This is a genomic window from Streptomyces niger, assembly GCF_000718305.1.
Lineage (GTDB): Bacteria > Actinomycetota > Actinomycetes > Streptomycetales > Streptomycetaceae > Streptomyces > Streptomyces niger.
Genome location: NZ_JOFQ01000007.1, coordinates 419387 through 441573, shown reverse-complemented (window position 1 = coordinate 441573; position 22187 = coordinate 419387). Strand labels below are relative to the sequence as shown.

The window sequence follows — 22187 nt, the reverse complement described above, 5'->3', positions numbered from 1 at the left end:
CCCGGCCCCTCCCGGGGCGCCGCCGACCATTTAGGCTTACGGGCTGTGACCTCCGTGCGCCTACCGCTCTTCCCGCTGAACTCGGTGCTGTTCCCGGGACTCGTGCTCCCGCTGAACGTGTTCGAGGCGCGGTACCGCGCACTGATGCGGGACCTGCTCGACCTCCCGGAGGACGAGCGCCGCTTCGGAGTCGTCGCGATCCGCGACGGGCGGGAGGTCGCGGCGACCGCCCCGGGCATGCCCGACACCACCGCCGTCCCCGACCGGGGCGCGGCCGCCGGCTTCGGTGACGACCCCATGCGCGCCTTCCACCCGGTCGGCTGCATCGCGGACGCGGCGACGATCCAGGAGAAGAGCACGGCGGCGGGCCCGGCCCCCGAGGGCAGCGACGAGAACACCGCCTTCGAGGTGCTGACCACCGGCACCACCCGCTTCCGACTGCTCTCCGTCGATGCCTCCGGGCCCTACCTCACCGGCGAGATCGAGCCGTTGGAGGAGGCGGAAGGCGACGGCGCGGGCGCGCTCGCCACCGGCGTGGAGCGGGCGTTCCGCACGTACCAGAAGAAGCTGGCCTGGGCGAACGAGCGCACGGTGACCAGCTCCCAGGAGCTGCCGGACGATCCGGCCGTCCTCTCGTACCTGGTGGCGGCGGCGACCGTCCTGGACGTCCCCCGCAAGCAGCAGCTGCTGGAGGCGCCGGACACCGCCAACCGGCTGGCCCAGGAGCTGAAAATGCTGCGCCAGGAGACCGCGGTGATCGGTAAGCTCCCGTCGCTGCCGGCCGTGGACCTCACCCGGCAGCAGACCCACCCCAACTGACACGAGGCCGAGGCGTTGGCGAAGAAGTCCAAGAACGGCACACAGGGCGGCACCCCGGCGACGGTGGCCCTGACCCGCGCGGGCGTCCCCTTCACCACGCACGCCTACGTGCACGACCCGGCGGCCCCCTCGTACGGCGAGGAGGCGGCCGAGGCGCTGGGCGTCTCCCCCGACCAGGTCTTCAAGACGCTCGTGGCGGACGTCGACGGCATGCTCACCGTGGCCGTCGTGCCCGTCTCCGGCTCGCTGGACCTCAAGGCGCTGGCCGCGGCGGTGGGCGGCAAGCGCGCCACGATGGCCGACCCGGCGCTCGCGGAGCGCACCACCGGTTACGTACGCGGCGGCATCTCCCCCTTGGGCCAGCGCAAGAAGCTCCGCACGGTCCTGGACGCCTCGGCCGAGAAGCTGCCGGTCGTCTGCGTCTCGGCGGGCCGCCGCGGCCTGGAGATCGAGCTGTCCCCCGCGGACCTGGCCGCCCTCACCGACGCGGTCTTCGCCCCGATCGGCCGGGCCTGACCTCCGATCGGCCGGGTCTGACCGACGAGCCCCCTTTACGCCCTCGGCGGGCGCGACTAGTACCCGTAGGGACCGACCGAGGAGGTCCCTGTGTCGAAGAAGACCCGCAAACGCAAGTGGCGCATCAAGAAGGGCCGCGCGAACCACGGCCGCCGGCCGGCGTAGCCGCCCGAGAACGGCGGTCGAGGCCGGCACGCCGACCCCCCGGGTGACCGGCGCGCGTGGCGCGGGTCACCCGGTACGTCAGTCCCTGGGCGGCTGCGGCGCGTGCCAGTCCGGGACGAACGGCTCCGGGTCGCGCGGACCGAAAGCGCCGGTCAGCAGGAGGTTCACCAGCACCGCCCCGATCGGCCAGGCCAGCAGCGCGCCCTTGGCCTGGAGCCGCAGCGGCGCGTCGAAGGCGACGCCCTTGCCGGCCGCCTTGGCGTGCGCGACCACGTCCTGCTCGGGGCCCAGCAGCATCCCGAGCCGCCAGGCGAGCACCGAGGCCAGCAGGCCGCCGACCACCAGCGCCACCACCAGCGGCACGCCGCCGCGCCGCCGCCACAGGAAGACGACCGCGGCGCTCACCACGCCCAGCGCGAAGCCGAGCAGCAGGAACGTGCCGTCCGCGCCGATCGACTCCTCGCCCTCGGCGTTCTTCAGGTAGACGGCCTTGCCGTCCGAGATCAGCGGCACATGCGGCGCCAGCCAGGCCCACAACACCCCGAGCAGCGCCCCGCACACCGTCGTGACCAGCACGATCAGCACGGCCTCGCGCAGCTCGCCGCGCAGGCCCGGTCCGCCGTCCCCGTCAAGGGGGCGGGCGTCGGACCCGCCGTACTCCTGCGGGGACGTCGGCACGTGGTCCTCCTCGGTCGCGGGCCGGGGCCACGGGTCTCGGGTGTCCCCCGGCTGCTGGTTCGACGGACGGTCGGGCGGGGTCAGCGGTGCACTCACCCCGCCATCGTGCCAGGTCCCGGCTCTCCCACCGGCGGCAGGACGCTCCTCGGGGCCGGTCGCCCCGCTCCGCCCGGTCACCGTACGGCCGCCCGGCGGTACGCCCAGGTCGCCACGGACAGCGAGAGCACGCCGACCGCCGCGCACACGCCCAGGTCGAGCAGGATCAGCAGCCAGTTCGGGTGCGCGTCGAAGCTGTGCGCCAGCGCCTCCACGCCGTACGTGGAGGGCAGCAGGTCACGCGCGTACGCGATGAGGGCGGGCAGCCGGTCGGCGGGCAGCACGCCCAGCAGCAGCGCCGCCGACATGCCCAGCTGACCGAGGAGCGTGGCCAGCTCCTGGCGGGGCGCGAGCAGCCCGAGCGCCGCCCCCAGGCCCGACAGGGCCGCGCCGGAGAGCGGGATGACGGCGACGAGCACCCAGAGGTTGGCCAGCGGCAGTTGGAAGAGGACGCTGCCGGCCACCGCGGTGACCACGGCGCCGGGGACGGTGAAGGAGGCGTACGCGGCGGCGGCGCCCAGTACCACGGCGGCGGGCGGCACGGGCAGCGTGGCGTAGTGGTCCAGGCCGCCGCCGGCCCGCAGCTGGCCGAAGTACTGCGCGAGCAGGTTCAGCGCCACGAACGCCACGACCAGCACGCTGGACCCGGCGACCACGGCCCGGGCCTCGTCGGGGCCGTCCGCCACGCCGCGCATCAGGATCATGATCCCGACGGACTGGAACGTGGCGACGAACAGCAGCGGGATGCGGGCCACCCGGGCCCGGGAGAGCTGCGCGCGGTAGACGGCGGCCAGCGCCGGGCGCAGCCGGGCGCGCGGCGCCAGTTCGGCCGCCGCCGGGACGTCGCGGGACCCGGTGCCGGCCCGCTCGCCGGTCACCGCCTCCGCAGGAACCACTGTCACGCCGCGCCGCTCCTCTTCCGTTCCGGCCGGGCCGCCCTCACGCCTTCACCAAGCCTTCCTCAGTCCGCCCGCCCAGGGCGAGGTAGACATCCTCCAGGCTGGGCGTGGCGAGGGTGAAATCGTCCAGCGCGGCGAAGGCGGGGCCGCCGGTGACCGCGGCCACCGCGGCGCGCGCCTCGTCCGGCGCCATCCGCAGCGTCCAGCGCCGGCCGCCCTGGCGCGCGTGCTCGCCGAGCCGGGCGACCTCGGGCACGTCCAGCGGCGGGCGGTCGCGCCAGACCAGCTCCACGCGCACCTCCTCGCCCACCATCTCCTTCAGGCCGCCGGGCGTGTCGCAGGCGATGACCCGGCCGCGGTCGATCACCGCGACCCGGTCCAGCACGGTCTCCGCCTCGATGACGTTGTGGGTGACGAGCAGGACGGTGGCCCCGCGCTCGGCGCGCCGCCGGTCCACGGCGGACCACACGGCGCGCCGGGCGACGGGGTCCATGCCGGTCGTCGGCTCGTCCAGGACGAGCAGCGGGCGCTCGCCCACGAGGACGGTGGCGAAGCAGGCCAGCCGCCGCTGCCCGCCGGAGAGCTTCTTCAGCGGGCGCCCGGCGATCCCGGCCAGGCCCAGCTCGTCGAGGACGGCGTCCCGCTCGGCGCGCGCGGTCCGGGTGTCCAGCCCGCGCAGCCGGCCGGTGGTCTCCACGGCGAGCGAGACGGTCATCTCGTCCAGCGCGGTGGACTCCTGGCCGAGGTAGGCCAGCAGCCGGGCGGCGCGCTCGGGGTGGCGCACGAGGTCGTGGCCCAGCACGGTCACGCTGCCGGAGTCCGGGCGCAGCAGGCCCGTGAGCTGGCGTACCAGGGTGGACTTGCCGGCGCCGTTGGGGCCGAGCAGGCCGAAGATCTCGCCGCGCCGGATGTCCAGGGCGATGGAGTCACTGGCGCGTACCGCGGGTACGTCAGGGGCGCCGCGGCGCCCGCGCACCGCGGGATACGTCTTGACCAGATCCCGCACGGCCACCACGGTGCCGCCGTCCGCGGCCCGTCGTGTGCCCGTCTGTGTGCCCGTCCTCACGAGGAACGAGGGTACGCGCCCGCTCCGGGTCCGCCGTCCGCGGGGCGGCCGCCCCGGCCGCCGATCAGTCGGCCGCCGGGGCGTGCTCGGCGGCCGTCCGCAGGTCCACCTCGCGCCAGAACCCGGCCCGGATGGCGTACCGGTCGTGCTCGTCGATCTGGTCGTCCTTGTGCGCGAGCAGCCCGAACCGGGCGGCGTAGCGCAGCAGCTCGCCGTCGATGCGGTGCGGGATGCGCGGGTACTCCGTGGAGAGCTGCTGGAGGTGTGCGGTGTCGGCGAGCCGTTCGGTCCAGCGGCGCGCGAAGACCTGGCCGACCTCGAAGGGGTCGCCGCCGACCGCGGTGATGTCCTCCTCGCGGTCGGCCCAGCGCTGCTCGGCGCTGGTCAGCTGGGCGAGGGTGGGCAGCGAGGCGGTCTCCGGGGGCTCGCCGACCGGGCCGCCGGTGCGCTCCATCCAGCCCTTGTCGGAGGACCAGCGCAGCGTCGCGGCGGCGGGCACCGGCGTGCCGGCGGGCGGCGTCGGGTGGTTCTTGCCGAGGCCCGCCAGGTCCTTGGGGGTGGGGACGCCCTTGCCGGCCGCACCGGCGGCCGCCGCCTCGGCGTCCCGGTCCACCGTGCAGGTGCCGTCGGCGCCGGCCGGGGCAGCGGCCGCGACGCCGTCGGGCGCCCCGGAGCGCGGGACCGGCCCCGGGCGGGCGGTGCCGTTGCGTTCGGTGCGGTCCCCGGCGTCCCGGTCGGCCGCGGAGGCGGCGGCCGCCGCGGCGACGGCGGACTCCGGGAGCGGCGCGGAGAGGATCGCGGCGATCTCGGTGCGCGGTACGGAAGCCGGCGGGCAGACCCCGCTGATGTCCTTGGCGCGGACGGCGCGGGTGATCCAGGCGCGGTCCAGGACCCGGCGTTCGTCGGCCTCGGCGACCAGGTCCTCGGACTGGTTGTAGTCCCCGTCGGCGGCCTGGACGGCCCAGAGGTGGACGGCGACGCCGTGCTCCTTGGCCGACATCAGGCCGGGCAGCAGGTCGCCGTCGCCGGTGACCAGAACGATGTCGGAGCAGGCGCGGTTCCTGGCCAGTTCGGTCAGCTCGGCGTGCATCGCCGCGTCCACGCCCTTCTGTGCCCAGCGGCCGTCGCTGCGGGTCAGGGCGCCCAGCCGTACGGTGACCCGGGGCATCACGCGCAGCCTGCGGTGCTCGGGCTGGGGCACCCGGTCGGGGGCGCCGTCGAACCAGTAGATGCGCAGCAGCTGCCGTTCGGTGTCGGCCTCCGCGCGCTCCCGCAGGCCCTGGATGAGGGCGGCGTGGTCGACGGTGATCCGGGACCGGGCGGGCTCGCCGGCCAGCAGGCTCGCGGCGGCGCCGAGCAAGTATCCGGCGTCCACCAGGACGACGCAGCGATCCACGTTGCACCCTCTTCCCTTGAGGTCCTGCAGTCCGGTCGCCCCCCGGCTCGGCCTGATGGCTGAGGTGTCTTCGGCTTTCTTCGAGTCTGCCCGACCGGGCGGGGGTTATCTGCCGGAACTCGATCATCGGCGTGGCGCTTTACGCCGCCGGCGCCCGGATCCCGCCTCCGACACTCCGGCTCACCCAAGAGAATTGTCCAGAATGCAGCCTTATGCCCGGCATGTAACTCTGACTTCGACCCCGATACCGGGGTTCCCCCTCAGGAGGCACGATCATGGCCAAGAACAAGAACCGTGACCGTAACCAGAAGGCAGCTGCCCAGGCCGAGCGCGGACAGCAACAGGCCCAGCAGTCCGCGATGGAGGCACAGGCGAAGTCGGCGGTCGAAGCGAACCCGGGCGACGTCGCCCGCAAGCACCGGGAGCGCCGCTTCGGGCACAACTGACGCGGCGCCGTGGCGGAAGGGGCGCGCCCGGGAGTCTCCCGGGCGCGCCCCTTCCGTGCGCGAGGCGTGCGGCCGGTCAGCCGGCCAGGCAGGAGGCGCCGAGCAGCACCTTCAGGTCGCCGAAGAGCGAGGGGTCGGCGGTGACCCGGTGCTTGTCCAGGCGTAGCACGGTCGTCTTCCGCGTGCCCTGGAGCTTGATCCGCACCTCCGTGGAGCCGCGGTGCTGGTTCAGCACGTCGCCGAGCTTCTCGACCAGCGGCGGGGTGACCTTGAGCGTTGGGATGGTGATCGTCAGGGGCGCGTTCGTGCCGGCGTCCGTGAGGTCGGGGATCATCATCTCCATGGCGACCAGGCGGGGGATGTCCTCGCGCTTGTCGAGCCGGCCCTTGACGAAGACGATCGCGTCCTCGACGAGCTGGGTGGAGACGAGCTGGTAGGTCGCCGGGAAGAACATGCAGTCGATGGAGCCCGCCAGGTCCTCGACGGTGGCGATCGCCCAGGCGTTGCCCTGCTTGGTCATCTTCCGCTGGAGGCCCGAGATGATGCCGCCGATGGTGACGATGGAGCCGTCGGAGTAGTCGCCGCCGGTGAGCTGCGCGATCGCGGCGTCCGCCTTGTCGGACAGTACGTGCTCAAGACCGAACAGCGGGTGGTCGGAGACGTACAGACCCAGCATCTCCCGCTCCTGCGCGAGCAGGTAGGTCTTGTCCCACTCGACGTCGGAGAACTCCACGTCCAGGCCGAAGCCGGGGCCGCCGTCGTCGGCGTCGTCGCCCATCCCGCCGAAGAGGTCGAACTGCCCCTCGGCCTCCTTGCGCTTCACCTGCACGACGTTGTCGATCATCGTCTCGTAGTGCGCCATCAGGCCCTTGCGGGTGTGGCCCAGCTCGTCGAACGCGCCGGCCTTGATCAGCGACTCGGTGGTGCGCTTGTTGCAGACCACCGCCTCGACCTTGTCGAGGTAGTCCGGGAAGGAGGAGAACTTCCCCTTGGCCTTGCGGGCGCGGATGATCGCCTCGACGACGTTCGTGCCGACGTTGCGGACCGCGGAGAGGCCGAAGAGGATCACGTCGTCGCCCTGGGCCGCGAAGTTCGGCTCGGACTCGTTGACGTTCGGCGGGAGGACCTTGATGCCCATCTTGCGGCACTCGTTCAGATAGACCGCCGACTTGTCCTTGTCGTCGCGCACCGAGGTGAGCAGCGCGGACATGTACTCGGCCGGGTAGTTCGCCTTGAGGTACGCGGTCCAGTACGTGACCAGGCCGTACGCGGAGGAGTGCGCCTTGTTGAACGCGTAGCCGGCGAACGGGACCAGCACGTCCCACAGCGCCTGGATGGCCTCGTCCGAGAAGCCGTTCTTCCGGGCGCCCGCCTGGAAGAGGACGAAGTTCTTCTCCAGCTCCTCGGGCTTCTTCTTGCCCATGACTCGGCGGAGGACGTCCGCCTCGCCGAGCGAGTACCCGGCGACGATCTGGGCGGCCTTCTGGACCTGCTCCTGGTAGACGATCAGGCCGTAGGTGAGGCCCAGGACCTCCTTGAGCGGCTCCTCCAGCTCCGGGTGGATCGGCGTGATCTCCTGGCGGCCGTTCTTCCGCTCCGCGTAGTTGGTGTGGGAGTTCATGCCCATCGGGCCCGGCCGGTACAGGGCCGAGACGGCGGAAATGTCCTCGAAGTTGTCGGGCTGCATCTGGCGCAGCAGCGAACGCATCGGGCCGCCGTCGAACTGGAAGACGCCGAGCGTGTCGCCCCGGCAGAGCAGCTCATACGTCTTGGGGTCGTCCAGCGGGATTTCCAGGAGGTCCAGCTTGACGCCCTTGTTGGCCTCCACCATCTTGCGGGCGTCGTCCATGATGGTGAGGTTGCGCAGGCCCAGGAAGTCCATCTTCAGCAGGCCGAGCGACTCGCACTGCGGGTAGTCCCACTGCGTGATCGTCACGCCGTCCGTGTGCCGCGTCCACAGCGGGGCGTGGTCCACGATCGGCTCGCTGGACATGATCACGCCGGCCGCGTGCACACCCATCTGCCGGACCAGGCCCTCCACACCCTTGGCGGTGTCGATGACCTTCTTCACGTCCGGCTCGTTCTCGTACATCGACCGGATCTCGCCGGCCTCGCTGTAGCGCGGGTGCTCCGGGTTGGTGATGCCGTCCAGGTCGATGCCCTTGCCGAGGACGTCGGCGGGCATCGCCTTGGTGAGCCGGTCACCCATCGCGTACGGGTAGCCCAGCACACGGGCCGAGTCCTTGATCGCGTTCTTCGCCTTGATCTTGCCGTACGTGCCGATCATGGCGACCTTGTCGGCGCCGTACTTCTCGGTGACGTACCGGATCACTTCGACGCGCCGACGCTCGTCGAAGTCGATGTCGACATCGGGCATGGAGACACGCTCGGGGTTCAGGAACCGCTCGAAGATCAGCCCGTGCTCGATCGGGTCGAGGTCAGTGATGCCCATGGCGTACGCGACGATCGAGCCGGCCGCGGAGCCACGGCCCGGGCCCACCGCGATGCCGTTGTTCTTCGCCCACATGATGAAGTCCGCGACGACCAGGAAGTACCCCGGGAACCCCATCTGCAGGATGATGTCCATCTCGTACTCGGCCTGCCGCTGCCGGTCCTCGGGGACGCCGTTCGGGAAGCGGCGCGCCATGCCCCGGCGGACCTCCTCCTTGAACCAGGTCACCTCGGTGTAGCCCTCGGGGATGTCGAACTTCGGCATCAGGTCGCGCTTCTCGAACATCCCGGTGGTGTCGATCATGTCGGCGATCAGCCGGGTGTTGTCGCAGCCCTGCTGCCACGCCTCGGAGGAGTCGATGGCGTACATCTCCTCCGTGGACTTGAGGTAGTAGCCGGTGCCGTCGAAGCGGAAGCGGTCGGGGTCCGAGAGGTTCTTGCCGGTCTGGATGCAGAGCAGGGCGTCGTGCGCGCTCGCCTCGTGCGAGTAGGTGTAGTGCGAGTCGTTCGTGACCAGCGGGGGGATGCCGAGCTCCTTGCCGATCTTCAGCAGGTCCTCGCGCACCCGGCGCTCGATCTCGATGCCGTGGTCCATCAGCTCCAGGAAGTACCGGTCCTTGCCGAAGATGTCCTGGTACTCGGCCGCCGCCTTCTTGGCCTCCTCGTACTGACCGAGGCGGAGCCGGGTCTGCAGCTCACCGGAGGGGCAGCCGGTGGACGCGATCAGCCCCTCGGACCACTGGGAGATGGTCTCCTTGTCCATCCGCGGCCACTTCTGCAGCCAGCCCTCGGCGTAGGCGTCGGAGGAGAGCTTGAAGAGGTTGTGCAGACCGGTCTTGTTCGCCGCCCAGATCGTCTTGTGGGTGTAACCACCGGAACCGGAGACGTCGTCGCGCTTCTGGTGCGGCTGGCCCCACTGGATCTTGCGCTTGGTCCGCCGGGACTCCGGGGCGACGTACGCCTCGATGCCGATGATCGGCGTGACACCCGCCTTCTGCGCCGAGTGGAAGAAGTCGTAGGCGCCGTGCAGGTTGCCGTGGTCGGACATGGCGACGTGCGTCATGCCCATTTCATTGGCGGCCTTGAACATGTCCTTGAGCCGCGCGGCACCGTCCAGCAGCGAGTACTGGGTGTGAACGTGCAGGTGCGTGAACGGCGGCTTGGCCACGGCGGAGGACCTCCGGGAACGACTCGTGACAGGAAGGGGAGACGGTCTGGAAGTCTACGACTCCGAGCTGACAATCGAGCCCCTCCCCGGGCACGCGCAGGTAGCCTCGCGCGTTGTCAGTCACAGAGCATCCGTCCGAAAACAGATGGCCCCCGCACGGGCCCCAGGAGGCAACCAGCGATGTCGACCCAGCACGCCCCGGCGCAGGACGCCGCCCAGCGCGGCGACGAGATACTCGCCGTCTTCGACACCGCCTTCGGAGAGCTGCTCGCCGCCGACCCCGCGGCCTTCCGCGTGAAGTTCCGCAAGATGGCCGCCTCCGCCTTCGCCTTCTACCGCGGCACGGCCTGCCTGTTCTACAAGGACCTGGAGGCGGGCAAGGACACCGGCCCGTACCTGGACGAGCGGACCTCCCGGGTGTGGATCCACGGCGATCTGCACGCGGAGAACTTCGGCACGTACATGGACGCCACCGGCCGGCTGATCTTCAACGTCAACGACTTCGACGAGGCCTACGTCGGCCCCTTCACCTGGGACCTCAAGCGCTTCGCCGCCTCCGTGGCGCTCATCGGGTACGCCAAGGCGCTCAGTGACAAGCAGATCACCGACCTGGTGCGCACCTACGCCGCCGCCTACCGGGAGCGCATCCACGCGCTGGCCACGGGCGCCAAGGGCGACGAGGTCCAGCCCTTCACCCTGGACACCGCCCAGGGCCCGCTGCTGGACGCGCTGCGCGACGCCCGCGCGCGCACCCGCTTCGGCCTGCTGGACTCGATGACGGAGATCCGCGAGTTCGAGCGGCGCTTCTCCCCCGGCGGCGGCGCCATCGAGCTGGACGCGGCGACGCGCTACAAGGTCCTCGCGGCGTTCGACGGCTATCTGGAGACGCTGCCGGAGGCCAGCCTCGCCCGCCCGGACTCCTACCGCGTCAAGGACGTGGTGGGGCGGCGCGGCATCGGCATCGGCTCGGCCGGCCTGCCCTCGTACAACATCCTGCTGGAGGGCAACAGCGACGCCCTGGAGAACGACGTCGTGATCTACATGAAGCAGGCGCAGACCCCGGCGGTCTCCCGGCACATCACCGACCCCGCGGTGCGCGCCTACTTCCAGCACGAGGGACACCGCACGGTGATCTCCCAGCGCGCGCTGCAGGCGCACGCCGACCCGTGGCTGGGCTGGACGGAGATCGAAGAGGACGGAAGCCGGCGCGGCCAGCTGGTCGCCGAGGTCTCGCCGTACGCCGTGGACCTGGACTGGTCCGACATCGACGAGATCGAGGAGATCGCGGCGGTCGTCGCCGACCTGGGCCGGGCGACGGCCGCGATGCACGCGGCGGCGGACGACGAGAGCGGCCACTCGCTCGTGCCGTTCTCCACGGAGCGCGCGATCGACGCGGCCATCGCCGCCGACGAGGAGGGCTTCGCGCAGCTGCTGGTCGACTTCGCGCACGGCTACGGCTCCCGGGCCCGCCGCGACCACCAGATCTTCGTCGACCTCTTCCGCAACGGCCGCATACCGGGCCTGTGATCCACGGGGCCGCCCCGGCGGGGCCCCGCCCCGATTCACAGAACCCCCTTAAGCGGCGCTTATCCCGGCCCATGGCAGACTCGAATTCGATGGACATGTCGGCAGCACACCTGAGGGCACTGCGTGCGGCGCTCTTCACAGCGCTGTGCGTGACGCTGTCCGCCGCCTCCCATGTGCTGCTCTCCCGGATGCCGTTGCCGCTGACGACGGTGGCCGCGCTCGCCGCCGCCGTCTTCGTGCTCGCGTACGCGCTGGCCGGCCGGGAGCGGCGCTTCGGGCCGATCGCGGCCCTGCTGGTGCCGCTGGAGCTGACCGCCGACACGGTCTTCAGCATCGGCCAGCACGCCTGTTACGGCGCGGCCGGCGGCCCCGTCGCCGGCCCGCTCCGCTCGCTCGGCGTGGACCTGCTCTGCCGCGGCGGCGACGTCGGCACCCCGCTGGCCCGGGCCGCCGGGCACCAGCCGGCCCCCGCGGCGACCTGGCTGCTGCTGCTCGCCACGCACGTCGCCGTCGGGCTGCTGGCCGCCGCCTGGCTGCGCCGCGGCGAGGCGGCGCTGGCCCGGCTGCCGGGCGCGCTGGCCGTCTTCGCGCTGCGGCCGCTGCTGATCGCCGTCGCGGTGCTCGGCGCCGGCCGCGCCCCGCGCCGCCGGGCCGTACCGCCCGTGCCGGCCACCGCTCCCCCGCGCTCCCTCCCCCTGCTCGTGCACTGCGTCGTACGCCGGGGACCGCCCTCCTGCTCGCTCGCGGCCTGAGCACCTGCGCCCACCACAGGTCTCTGCTCCGCGGGCCACCGGTCCCCTTCCGTATCCCCGTACGGGGCACGGCACGCCGTCTCCGGCGCCGCCCCGGCACAGCAGACCCCAGGAGCAACCCGATCATGAGCAACCGCAACAGCCAGGCCAACAAGCAGGCAGCGCGTGAGCGGCTGCGCGCCGAGCGCGAGCGGCAGGCCAAGAAGGACAAGGTGCGCCGTCAGCTGACGGTCGGCGGCGCGATCGTCGTGGTGCTGGCCATCGCCGGCGGCATCGGGCTGGCCGTGGCCAAGTCCGGCGGTGGCGGCGACGGCAGCCCGGAGGACACCTGGGCCAAGGCCAAGAACGCCAAGCTGGTCAAGCCCGCGCACACCACCGGCAGCGACGGCACGACCGTCACCATCGGCGAGAAGGACGCGAAGAACACGCTCTCGCTGTACGAGGACCCGCGCTGCCCCGGCTGCGCCAACTTCGAGCAGAACGTGGGCGACATCGTCGAGAAGGACGTCGCCGACGGCAAGTACAAGGCCACCTTCCACCTCGGCACCTTCCTCGACGACAACCTGCAGGGCACCGGCTCCAAGAACGCGGTGAGCGCCCTGGGCGCCGCCCTGAACAAGAGCCCCGAGGCGTTCCTCAAGTACAAGTACGCGCTGTACTCGAAGAAGTACCACCCGGAGGAGACCGGCCCGGACAAGTTCGCCGACGACGCCTACCTGATCGAGGTCGCGGACACGGTGCCGGAGCTGAAGGGCGACAAGGCGTTCCAGAAGGCCCTGAAGGACGGCACGTACGACCGCTGGGCGCTGACGATGTCCGACGCGTTCAACAAGGCGAAGGACATCCGGAGCACGCCGACGATCAAGCTGAACGACAAGCTGCTCTCCCCCGACGGGCAGAGCGCCCCGTCGACGCCCGCCGTCTTCAACTCCCTGGTGGCGAAGAACCTCAAGAAGTAACGGGGCCCCGGCGGCGACCGGTGGACGGACGGGCGGCATTCGTCCCGTACGTCCGCCGGCCGTTGCCGAATCTTGACCCCGCGCCGGCCGGCCCCCGTGGCAGACTCCCCGCCATGGAGGGGACCGCATGAGCAACCGCAACAGCCAGGCCGCCAAGTCCGCAGCCCGGGAGCGCATCCGCGCGGAACGGGAGCGGGAGAAGAAGCGCGCGAGGCTCCGCCGCCAGCTCGTCGTGGCCGGTGGCGTGCTCGGCGTCCTGGTGATCGCCGGCGGCATCGGCTACGCCGTGATGAAGGCCAACCAGCCCACCGGCTGGGAGGCCGCCAAAGAGGCGAAGCTGGTGCAGCCCGCGCACACGCAGGGCAAGAACGGCACCGAGATCCTCATCGGCGACAAGAACGCCAAGGACACCCTGGAGGTGTTCGAGGACGTCCGCTGCCCGGCGTGCGCGGCCTTCGAGCAGTCCACCGGCAAGGTGCTGCTCAAGGACATCGACGACGGCCGCTACAAGGTCCGCTACACGATGTACGCGTTCATCGACGACATGGGCGGCGGCGAGGGCTCCAAGAACGCGCTGAGCGCGCTGGGCGCCGCGCTGAACAAGAGCCCCGAGGCGTTCCTCCACTACAAGGAGGCGCTGTACTCGCTGAAGAACCACCCCGAGGAGAGCACGGACACCTACGCCAAGGACTCCGCGCTGCTGAAGGTCGCCGACCAGGTGCCGGAGCTGAAGGGCGACGCGAAGTTCGAGCGGGCGGTCAAGGACGGCACGTACGACCGCTGGGCGATGGAAATGGCCGGGCTGTTCGGCCGCAAGGGCGTCAAGGGCACCCCGACCTTCATGCACGGCGACAAGAAGCTGGAGATGGCGCCGATCCCGCAGCAGCAGATGACGCAGGCGCAGTACAACAAGCTCGCGCAGGCCAACTTCAAGAAGATGATCGACAAGGAGTTCGGCCCGGCGCAGAAGTGACGCCCGGGGCGCGGCGCCCCGGCCGCCGTCGGGGGCGCCCGCCGCGGTGACCGGGGGCACGGGTTCATGAATTCGATGGAATCCGTACCCCTCAGGTCACTTACCAGCCAGTAGGGTGATCGGCCGTGACCGATCATGACCAGATCTCGCGCCGTACCGCCGTCACGGCCGTAGCCGCCACCGCCGCCCTGCTGCCCCTCGGCACCGCCGCCACCGCGCGCGCCGCCGAACGGACCGGCAGTGCCACCGAGGCGGCCCCCTTCCAGCACGGCATCGCCTCCGGCGACCCGCTGCCCGACGGCATCCTGCTGTGGACCCGCCTCACCCCCACCGCCGACGCGCTGCCGGGCTCCGGCAGGGGCCCGGCCACCGCGGTGGACTGGCAGGTGGCCACCGACAAGGGCTTCACCGAGGTGGTCGCGCGGGGAACCGCGACCACCTCGGCGGCCACCGACCACACCGTCAAGGCGGACGTACGGGGCCTCTCGCCCGCCACCACCTACTTCTTCCGCTTCACCGCGCTCGGCGTCCACTCCCCCGTGGGCCGCACCCGCACCGCGCCCGCCGCGGGCTCCGCGGTGACCGGCGTCCGCTTCGGCGTGGTCTCCTGCGCCAACTGGGAGTCCGGATACTTCTCGCCGTACCGGCACCTCGCGGCCCGCACCGACCTGGACGCGGTGCTGCACCTCGGGGACTACCTCTACGAGTACAAGACCGGCGAGTACCCGGCCCTGAAGTACGTGGTCCGGCCGCACCAGCCGGGCCACGAGATCATCTCCCTCGCCGACTACCGGATACGCCACGGCGCCCACAAGACCGACCCGGACGCGCAGGCGATGCACGCCGCGCACCCGGTGATCGCGATGTGGGACGACCACGAGTTCGCCGACAACGCCTGGCAGGGCGGCGCGGAGAACCACACGCCGGGCACCGAGGGCGACTGGGCGGCGCGGATGGCCGCGGCCAAGCAGGCGTACTTCGAGTGGATGCCGGTACGCCCGTCCACCGCCGGCACCACCTACCGCCGTCTGCAGTTCGGCACGCTCGCCGACCTGCACCTGCTGGACCTGCGCAGCTTCCGCGACGAGCAGGCGCCGATCGGCAGCGGGAAGGCCGACGACCCCGGCCGCACGATCACCGGGCGGGCCCAGCTGGACTGGCTGAAGGCGGGGCTCACGCGGTCCGCGACGGCCTGGCGGCTGGTCGGCACCTCCGTGATGATCTCGCAGGTGGCGTTCGGCTCCGTGCCCGCGCACCTGCTGGAGCCGCTCGCCGAGGTGCTGGGCCTGCCCAAGGAGGGGCTGGCGATCAACACCGACCAGTGGGACGGCTACACCGACGACCGGCGCGAGCTGCTGACGCACCTCAGCGACCGGTCCATCGGCAACACCGTCTTCCTCACCGGCGACATCCACATGGCCTGGGCCAACGACGTGCCGCTGAAGGCCGCGACGTACCCGGGCCAGGCGCCGGTGGCCACCGAGTTCGTCGTCACCTCGGTGACCTCCGACAACCTCGACGACACCCTGCACGTCGCCCCGCACACCCTGTCGCTGCCCGCCGCCGCCGCGGTCCGGGCCGCCAACCGCCACGTGAAATGGGTGGACATGGACAGCCACGGCTACGGCGTCCTCGACGTCACGGCCGAGCGCACGCAGATGGACTACTACGCCGTCTCCGACAAGGCGGACCCGGACGCCACGTCGTCGTGGCAGCGCTCGTACCGCACGCTGAGCGGCACCCAGCGCGTGGAGCGGGCCGACGGGCCGGTGGCCTGAGCGGACTCCGTCCGGCCGCCGGGCGGCGCCCGGCCTGTGGGGCTTGGGGCTACAGGCTCGCGAGGAAGCCCAGCCCCACCTGCCAGGCGCTCTCGGCGGCCTCCTTGTCGTGGTCCGGCAGCCCGTCGTCGGTGAAGAGGTGCCCGGCGCCGGGGTAGCGGTAGACCTCCACGTCGGCGCCGGCCCGCTGCATGCGGAGGTACCAGGCGTTCAGCCAGTCGTGCGGCTCGAAGGGATCCGGGTCGGCCACGTGCAGCTGCACCGGCAGGTCGTCCACGGCCGCGTCGTCGGCGATGTCGGAGGTGCCGTGGAGCAGCAGCAGGCCGCGCGCCTTCGCGTCGGCCAGCGCGAGGTTCTGCGCCACGGAACCACCGAAGGACAGGCCCGCGTAGACCAGCCCGCGCTCGGAGTACGGGGCCGCGGCCACCACCGCGCGCCGCAGCAGCTCGTCCTTGCCGAGCTCGTCCTTGATCGCGATGCCGTCCTCGATGGTGTCGGCGGTACGCCCGTCGAACAGGTCGGGAACGATCACTTCGTGGCCCGCGGCACGCAGCCGCTCGGCCCCGGCCTGTACGGCCGGCCGCAGCCCGTACACAGAATGGAACAGAATGACGGTTTGAGGAGCCGCGGAGCCGGTCACTGGTTTCACTTCCCTGTCGATGGATCGCACTCCTCCCATCGTGCCAGTTACGGTCGACAGGAAGCGGACTCCGACCAGGAGGGATCACGTGTCCATGGAGGACGTACTGCGTCCGCTGATCGTCGTGGGCGGCTCCGTCGCCCTCACGCTCGCCCTGGGGTGGGCGGCCGACCTGGCGATGCGCCGGGCCGATGCCGCGCGCCCGGACACCCCGTTGTGGGGTCTGCTGCGGCGCTGCCGGATCCCGCTCCAGGTGGTGCTCCTGACGGCGCTTTTGCGCGGGACGTTCGACCGCACCGAGCTGAAGATCATCGACGAGCACAGCGCCGGCATCGGCCAGTTGCTGTCGCTGATCCTGATCGCCGCCACCGCCTGGCTGGCGATCCGGGTCTCGGCCGCGATCGTGGAGTCCTCGTACTCCAGGTACGCGGCGGGCGCCCGCGACGCCGCCCGCGTCCGCCGGGTGCGCACCCAGGTCACGCTGATCCAGCGGGTGGTCACCGCGGTGGTCACCGTCGTCGCCGTGGCCGCGATGCTGCTGACCTTCCCGGAGATGCGCACCGTGGGCACCTCGATGCTCGCCTCGGCCGGCGTGCTGGGCATCGTCGCCGGTGTCGCCGCCCAGTCCACGCTGGGCAACCTCTTCGCCGGCCTGCAGATCGCCTTCGGCGACATGGTGCGGATCGGCGACACGGTCGTGGTCGACGGCGAGTGGGGCACGGTCGAGGAGATCACCCTCACCTTCCTGACCGTACGGACCTGGGACGAGCGCCGGATCACCATGCCGGTCTCCTACTTCACCAGCAATCCGTTCGAGAACTGGTCGCGCGGCGGGGCGCAGATGACCGGCACCGTCTTCTTCCAGCTCGACCATCGTGCGCCCGTGGAGGAGATGCGCGAGAAGCTGCAGGAGATCCTCAAGAACTCCGACGCCTGGGACGGCCGGGCGCAGACCCTGGTGGTCACCGACACCACGCCCACCACCATCGAGGTGCGCGCGCTGGTGACCGCCCGGGACGCGGACGCGATCTGGACGGTCCGCTGCGAGGTGCGCGAACAGATGATCACGTGGCTGCGGGACGCGCACCCGTACGCGCTGCCGCGCGTCTCGACCGCGCCCGCGCCCACGCTGGAGTCCGCCGAGGGGCGGACCGGGCCCACGCTGGAGAAGTAGCGTTTCAGCGGGCTCGGCGGACGCGGCAGAAGGAGCGTTTCAGCGGGCTCGGTCAGGACGGTGTGCGCAGGCTGCGGACGTCGAGGTGGCGGAGCACCCGGTCCACGACCTCCGGGTCCGAGCCGGGCTCGGACCGCGCCGAGAGCACCTCGTGGCGCGCGGCCGACAGCAGCTCGCCCTGGATGCGCTGGACCTTCTTCACGCGCGCGATGCGCTTGTCGTAGCCCTCGCGCCGCTCGTCGTCCACGATGTCCGGCGAGATGCGGGCGCCCATCTCGTACGTGCTCCGGGACAGCCGCTCGACGACCTCGTCGGACAGCTCCTCCTCCGCCACGATCTCCTTCAGCCGCCGCTTGGAGGCCTTGACCACACGGACGGCGAGCTCGCGCTCCAGCGCGTCCTCGGCGTCCGTGTCGGCCCGCACCCCCAGCTTCTTGACGAGGAAGGGCAGCGTCAGGCCCTGCACCACGAGGGTGGCCAGCACCACCGCGAAGGCGATGAAGAGGATCTCGTCGCGGGCCGGGAACGCCTTGCCGCCGTCGACCTCGAACGGAATGGCCAGCGCCAGCGCCACCGACGCCACCCCGCGCATCCCGGACCACCACATGACGATGGTCTCCCGCCAGCTGGTGGGGATCTCCTCCGCGATGCTGTGCCGGTGCAGCCGCTGGGCCAGCCACGCGGCGGGCAGCAGCCACAGCAGCCGCAGGCCCACCACGACGCCGATGACCGCGCCGCAGGCGCCCAGCAGCTGCTTCCAGTGTCCGGACGCGGTGCCGAAGATGTTGTGCAGCTCCAGGCCGATCAGGCCGAAGGCGACGCCGGTGACCAGGGTGTCGACGACCTCCCAGAACGTGTGTCCGGCGAGCCGGCCCATCACGTCGTCGGCGTCGGCGGCGTAGTGCGCGAGGAAGAGCGCCGCGGTGAGCACCGAGAGCACGCCCGAGCCGTGCAGCTCCTCGGCGAGCACATACGCCACGAACGGCACCAGCAGCGTCAGTCCGACCTGCAGCGTCGCGTCGTCGACGACCTCCATCAGCTTGTTGGCCAGCCAGCCGAGCACCACGCCGACCGCTATCGCCACCACGGCCGAGAGCAGCAGCTGGCCGACCGCGGACGGCGCGGAGAACTCGCCGGAGACCGCGGCGGCCAGCGCCACGTGGTACAGCACGATCGCGGTGACGTCGTTGAAGAGGCCCTCGCCCTCCAGGATCGACACCAGGCGGCGGGGCAGCCCGAGCTTGCCGGCGACCGCGGTCGCGGCGACCGGGTCCGGCGGTGCCACCAGCGCGCCGAGCGCCACCGCCGCAGCCACCGGCAGGCCGGGGACGACGCTGTGCGCGACGGCCGCGACGGCGGCGGTGGTCGCGAAGACCAGCGCCACCGCGAGCAGGAAGATCGGCCTGATGTTGGCGGTGAACTGGCGCCAGGAGGTGCGCTGCACCGCCGCGTACAGCAGGGGCGGCAGCAGCAGCGGGAGGATGAACTCCGGCGGCACCTCGACGTTCGGGACGAACGGCAGCAGGGCCAGCACGGCGCCCGCCAGGGTCATCAGCACCGGAGACGGCAGACCCAGCCGGTCGCCGAGCGGGACCATGAGCACGGCCCCCAGCAGCAGGACGAACATCAGGGCCAGCTGGTCCACGGCAGGCACGCTCCGGAGCTTCGAAATCAGTCGATCACTGATCAAGCCTGCCATGAAGTCCGGGAAACGCCCGTCGGCGGGCCCGGCGGAAGCGGCCGTACGGGGACGGCCGCCGGCCTCAGGCGCTCTCGGCCCGCACCCGGTCCAGGGCGCGCTGAAGGTCCTCGGGGTACTCGCTCTCGAACTCCACCCAGCGGCCGTCCGCGGGATGCTCGAAGCCCAGCCGCACGGCGTGCAGCCACTGGCGGGTGATGCCGAGGCGCTTGGCGAGGGTGGGGTCGGCGCCGTAGGTGAGGTCGCCGACGCAGGGGTGGCGGTGCGCCGACATGTGCACGCGGATCTGGTGCGTACGCCCGGTCTCCAGCTTGATGTCCAGCAGGCTGGCCGCGCGGAACGCCTCGATCAGGTCGTAGTGCGTGACGGACGGCTTGCCGTCGGCGGTGACCGCCCACTTGTAGTCGTGCTGCGGATGGCGGCCGATGGGCGCGTCGATCGTGCCGCTCATCGGGTCCGGGTGGCCCTGGACCAGCGCGTTGTACTTCTTCTCCGGGACGCGCTCCTTGAACTGGCGCTTCAGGGAGGTGTACGCCCGCTCCGACTTCGCCACGACCATCAGGCCCGACGTGCCGACGTCCAGGCGGTGCACGATGCCCTGGCGCTCGGCGGCACCGGAGGTCGAGATGCGGTATCCGGCGGCGGCCAGGCCGCCGATCACCGTGGTGCCGTTCCACCCCGGGCTGGGGTGGGCCGCCACGCCGACCGGCTTCATGATCACGACGATGTCGTCGTCGTCATGGACGATCTCCATGCCCTCCACGGGCTCGGCGACGATCTCCACCGGCGCCGCGGCCTGCGGCATCTCCACTTCGAGCCAGGCGCCGCCGTGCACCCGCTCGGACTTCATCACCTCGGCCCCGTCCACCCGGACCTTGCCGGCGGCGGCCAGCTCTGCCGCCTTCGTACGGGAGAAGCCGAACATGCGGGCCAGCGCGGCGTCGACGCGCTCGCCCTCCAGGCCGTCCGGTACGGGCAGGGTGCGGATCTCGGGAATCGTGCTCACCCCTCGAGTATGGCAGTCCCCGCGGACACTCCCGTCGGCCCCGCCCCCGCCTGTGGAAAACCCTCCCCGAACCGGTGCCGACCGACGCTCCACACCGTCCGGAAACTCCGCACCGTCCGGAACCGGCGTCAGTCCTTGTGGAGGGTGCCGTCCGGGTCCAGGCCGCGGAAGGAGAGCAGCACGATCAGGATGCCGCCGCACACGATCCCGGAGTCGGCGAGGTTGAAGACCGCGAAGTGCGCGGGGGCGATGAAGTCGACGACCGCGCCCTGGAAGACGCCCGGCGAGCGGAAGAGCCGGTCGGTGAGGTTGCCGAATGCGCCGCCCAGCAGCAGGCCGAGCGCGATGGCCCAGGGCAGGCTGTAGAGCTTGCGGGCGACCCGGAAGATCACCACGATCACCGCGACGGCGATCAGGGTCAGGAAGATGGTCAGCGCCTCGCCCATGCTGAAGGCGGCACCGCGGTTGCGGATCACCTCGAACTGCAACAGCGTGCCGATCACCTGGACCGGCGCGTGGTGCTCCAGCTTCGCCACCACCAGCAGCTTGCTGCCGAGGTCCAGCAGGTACACGATCAGCGCGACGACCAGCAGCGCGGTGATCCGCCGCCGCTTGCGCGGCGCCGCCGTGGCGCCTGCTTCCGCCGCGGCCTGCCCGGCCTCTCCGCCGTCCCCCTGCCCGGGCTCCGGCCCGGATTCCGGCGTACCGGTGATGCGCTCCGCCTCTGCCACGTGTGAGTCCCTCGGCCCGTCGTTTCCCCGGCCAGGCCGCGCCTGGCTGAGGTTCGAGAGTACGGCACGGGGGTCGGCCGTAGGTCGGTACGGGTACCCGTAGCGGTACGGGCGCAAGGCCGGGGCACGGGTGCCCCGGCCCGGCCCCTAGCGGCGCTCGGTCTTCTGCTTGCACTCCACGCAGAGCGTGGCCCGCGGGAAGGCCTGCATCCGGGCCTTGCCGATCGCCTTGCCGCAGTTCTCGCAGAGCCCGTACGTGCCCGCGTCCAGCCGCTCCAGCGCCCGTTCGGTCTGCAGCAGCATCTCGCGGGCGTTCGAGGCCAGCGCCATCTCGTGCTCTCGCGTGATGTTCTTCGATCCCGTGTCGGCCTCGTCGCCCGTGCTGTCGCTGGAGTCCCGCATCAGGCCTGCAATGGCGTCCTCGGAGGACCGGATCTCGTTGCGCAGCCGGTCCTCCTCGTCCCGCAGCAGCGACCGGGCCTCCTCGGCCTCGGCCTCCGACCACGGGTCCTCACCCGGCCGTACGGGCAGCTCGGCGGCGGTCGCCGGGCCGGTACGCGCCTTGGGCAGGGCCGTCGCGGCGGCCGTCTGCTCACTGTCGTCCACCGCAGCGGCCGGGGCCCCGCCCGGAGTCTTCTTCGCCACCACCGTCTTGGCTCCCGTCTTCTTCGCGGGCACCGCCTCCTGTGGCGGTGCAGCCTTCCTGGCCGTGCTCCTGCTGGCGGTCGTGTCGGCCGCGGCGTCCTCCGCCGCGGTCTCCGCTGCCGCTGTCCGTCCCGCCGCGGTCTCCTTCGTGGCGGTCTTCTTCGCGGGGGCGTCCCCCGCGGCCGTCTTCTTCGCCGTCGCCTTCCTACCCGCCGTCTTCTTGGCAGCCGTCTTCTTGGCAGCCGTCTTCTTCGCCGTACCGCCGGCCGCCGTCCGCTTCGCGGGCGCCGCACCGGAAACGGTCTCCTCGGGCGGAGGGTTCCCGGTCGCGGTCTTCTTCGTCGCGCTCCGTCTCACGGGCGGCCCCGTACCGGGCTCCGCCACGTCCTCACCGGCGGGTGGGTTGCCGGTCGCCGTCCGCTCCGCCGCGGCCTCCTCGGCGGGCGACCCGCCGTCCGGCACGGCCTGCCCGGTCCCCGCCGTGCTGTCGTGCGCGGCGGTCTCTTTCGCCACCATGGCCGCGATCCCTTCACGTATGTGATCATGCTCGCGAATCGTGACCGGAACGATAAATCGACTCACAGCACGCGGCAACGGGACGCA

Annotated in this window: 19 protein-coding genes; 9 read left to right on the top strand and 10 right to left on the bottom strand. The window is 71.8% G+C overall.

Annotated elements, in window-relative coordinates; all coding sequences use genetic code 11:
- Positions 1–45 precede the first annotated feature (45 nt).
- Positions 46–819, top strand: coding sequence for an LON peptidase substrate-binding domain-containing protein (locus IF20_RS16220; RefSeq protein WP_052865859.1), 774 nt, complete (start codon positions 46–48; stop codon positions 817–819).
- 15 nt (positions 820–834) lie between these two features.
- Positions 835–1335, top strand: a complete 501-nt coding sequence (ybaK, locus tag IF20_RS16215) for a Cys-tRNA(Pro) deacylase (protein WP_052865858.1) — start codon at positions 835–837, stop codon at positions 1333–1335.
- Positions 1336–1578: 243 nt separating this feature from the next.
- Here the strand turns inward: ybaK and IF20_RS16210 are convergent, their stop codons facing one another.
- The 4 genes from IF20_RS16210 to IF20_RS16195 form a co-directional block, all read right to left on the bottom strand.
- Positions 1579–2274, bottom strand: coding sequence for a DUF2567 domain-containing protein (locus tag IF20_RS16210; protein WP_052865857.1), 696 nt, complete (start codon positions 2272–2274; stop codon positions 1579–1581).
- Between the two features lie 77 nt (positions 2275–2351).
- A complete protein-coding gene (locus IF20_RS16205) occupies positions 2352–3170 on the bottom strand; it encodes an ABC transporter permease (protein ID WP_407702515.1) in 819 nt (272 codons plus the stop codon).
- A 43-nt stretch (positions 3171–3213) separates the two neighbouring features.
- The gene (locus IF20_RS16200) at positions 3214–4188 is read right to left on the bottom strand and encodes an ABC transporter ATP-binding protein (RefSeq protein ID WP_052865958.1); all 975 of its coding nucleotides are present in this window, start codon (positions 4186–4188) and stop codon (positions 3214–3216) included.
- A gap of 115 nt (positions 4189–4303) precedes the next feature.
- The gene (locus IF20_RS16195; RefSeq protein WP_052865855.1) at positions 4304–5635 is read right to left on the bottom strand and encodes an NYN domain-containing protein; all 1332 of its coding nucleotides are present in this window, start codon (positions 5633–5635) and stop codon (positions 4304–4306) included.
- Positions 5636–5910: 275 nt separating this feature from the next.
- On the opposite strand from IF20_RS16195, the gene IF20_RS39205 reads away from it, so the two are divergent.
- Positions 5911–6081 carry a hypothetical protein gene (locus IF20_RS39205; RefSeq protein WP_199896623.1) on the top strand — a complete coding sequence of 57 codons (171 nt, stop codon included), beginning with the start codon at positions 5911–5913 and terminating at the stop codon, positions 6079–6081.
- A gap of 76 nt (positions 6082–6157) precedes the next feature.
- Here the strand turns inward: IF20_RS39205 and dnaE are convergent, their stop codons facing one another.
- Positions 6158–9700, bottom strand: a complete 3543-nt coding sequence (gene dnaE / locus IF20_RS16190) for a DNA polymerase III subunit alpha (protein ID WP_052865854.1) — start codon at positions 9698–9700, stop codon at positions 6158–6160.
- Positions 9701–9880: 180 nt separating this feature from the next.
- Here dnaE and IF20_RS16185 point away from each other — a divergent pair, with 180 nt between their 5' ends.
- The 5 genes from IF20_RS16185 to IF20_RS16165 all read left to right on the top strand — a co-directional run bounded on the left by IF20_RS16185 (position 9881) and on the right by IF20_RS16165 (position 15689).
- The gene (locus tag IF20_RS16185) at positions 9881–11227 is read left to right on the top strand and encodes a DUF2252 domain-containing protein (protein ID WP_052865853.1); all 1347 of its coding nucleotides are present in this window, start codon (positions 9881–9883) and stop codon (positions 11225–11227) included.
- A gap of 89 nt (positions 11228–11316) precedes the next feature.
- Positions 11317–11979, top strand: a complete 663-nt coding sequence (locus IF20_RS16180; protein WP_052865852.1) for a hypothetical protein — start codon at positions 11317–11319, stop codon at positions 11977–11979.
- A 125-nt stretch (positions 11980–12104) separates the two neighbouring features.
- Positions 12105–12938, top strand: a complete 834-nt coding sequence (locus tag IF20_RS16175) for a thioredoxin domain-containing protein (RefSeq protein ID WP_052865851.1) — start codon at positions 12105–12107, stop codon at positions 12936–12938.
- Positions 12939–13065: 127 nt separating this feature from the next.
- Positions 13066–13911, top strand: coding sequence for a thioredoxin domain-containing protein (locus IF20_RS16170; protein ID WP_052865850.1), 846 nt, complete (start codon positions 13066–13068; stop codon positions 13909–13911).
- A 125-nt stretch (positions 13912–14036) separates the two neighbouring features.
- On the top strand, positions 14037–15689 hold the full coding sequence (locus IF20_RS16165) for an alkaline phosphatase D family protein (RefSeq protein ID WP_052865849.1): 1653 nt from the start codon (positions 14037–14039) through the stop codon (positions 15687–15689).
- 49 nt (positions 15690–15738) lie between these two features.
- Here IF20_RS16165 and IF20_RS16160 read toward each other — a convergent pair whose 3' ends face one another.
- Positions 15739–16368 carry a dienelactone hydrolase family protein gene (locus IF20_RS16160; RefSeq protein WP_052865848.1) on the bottom strand — a complete coding sequence of 210 codons (630 nt, stop codon included), beginning with the start codon at positions 16366–16368 and terminating at the stop codon, positions 15739–15741.
- Between the two features lie 55 nt (positions 16369–16423).
- Between IF20_RS16160 and IF20_RS16155 the strand changes: the two genes are divergently transcribed.
- On the top strand, positions 16424–17503 hold the full coding sequence (locus IF20_RS16155; protein ID WP_052865847.1) for a mechanosensitive ion channel family protein: 1080 nt from the start codon (positions 16424–16426) through the stop codon (positions 17501–17503).
- Between the two features lie 52 nt (positions 17504–17555).
- Here the strand turns inward: IF20_RS16155 and IF20_RS16150 are convergent, their stop codons facing one another.
- From IF20_RS16150 to IF20_RS37780, 4 genes are all read right to left on the bottom strand, one after another.
- Positions 17556–19130 carry a Na+/H+ antiporter gene (locus IF20_RS16150; RefSeq protein ID WP_407702514.1) on the bottom strand — a complete coding sequence of 525 codons (1575 nt, stop codon included), beginning with the start codon at positions 19128–19130 and terminating at the stop codon, positions 17556–17558.
- 136 nt (positions 19131–19266) lie between these two features.
- Positions 19267–20208 carry an RluA family pseudouridine synthase gene (locus IF20_RS16145; RefSeq protein ID WP_052865845.1) on the bottom strand — a complete coding sequence of 314 codons (942 nt, stop codon included), beginning with the start codon at positions 20206–20208 and terminating at the stop codon, positions 19267–19269.
- Between the two features lie 128 nt (positions 20209–20336).
- A complete protein-coding gene (gene lspA / locus IF20_RS16140) occupies positions 20337–20939 on the bottom strand; it encodes a signal peptidase II (RefSeq protein ID WP_052865844.1) in 603 nt (200 codons plus the stop codon).
- Positions 20940–21086: 147 nt separating this feature from the next.
- The gene (locus IF20_RS37780; RefSeq protein WP_110944203.1) at positions 21087–22100 is read right to left on the bottom strand and encodes a TraR/DksA C4-type zinc finger protein; all 1014 of its coding nucleotides are present in this window, start codon (positions 22098–22100) and stop codon (positions 21087–21089) included.
- Between the last annotated feature and the right edge of the window lie 87 nt (positions 22101–22187).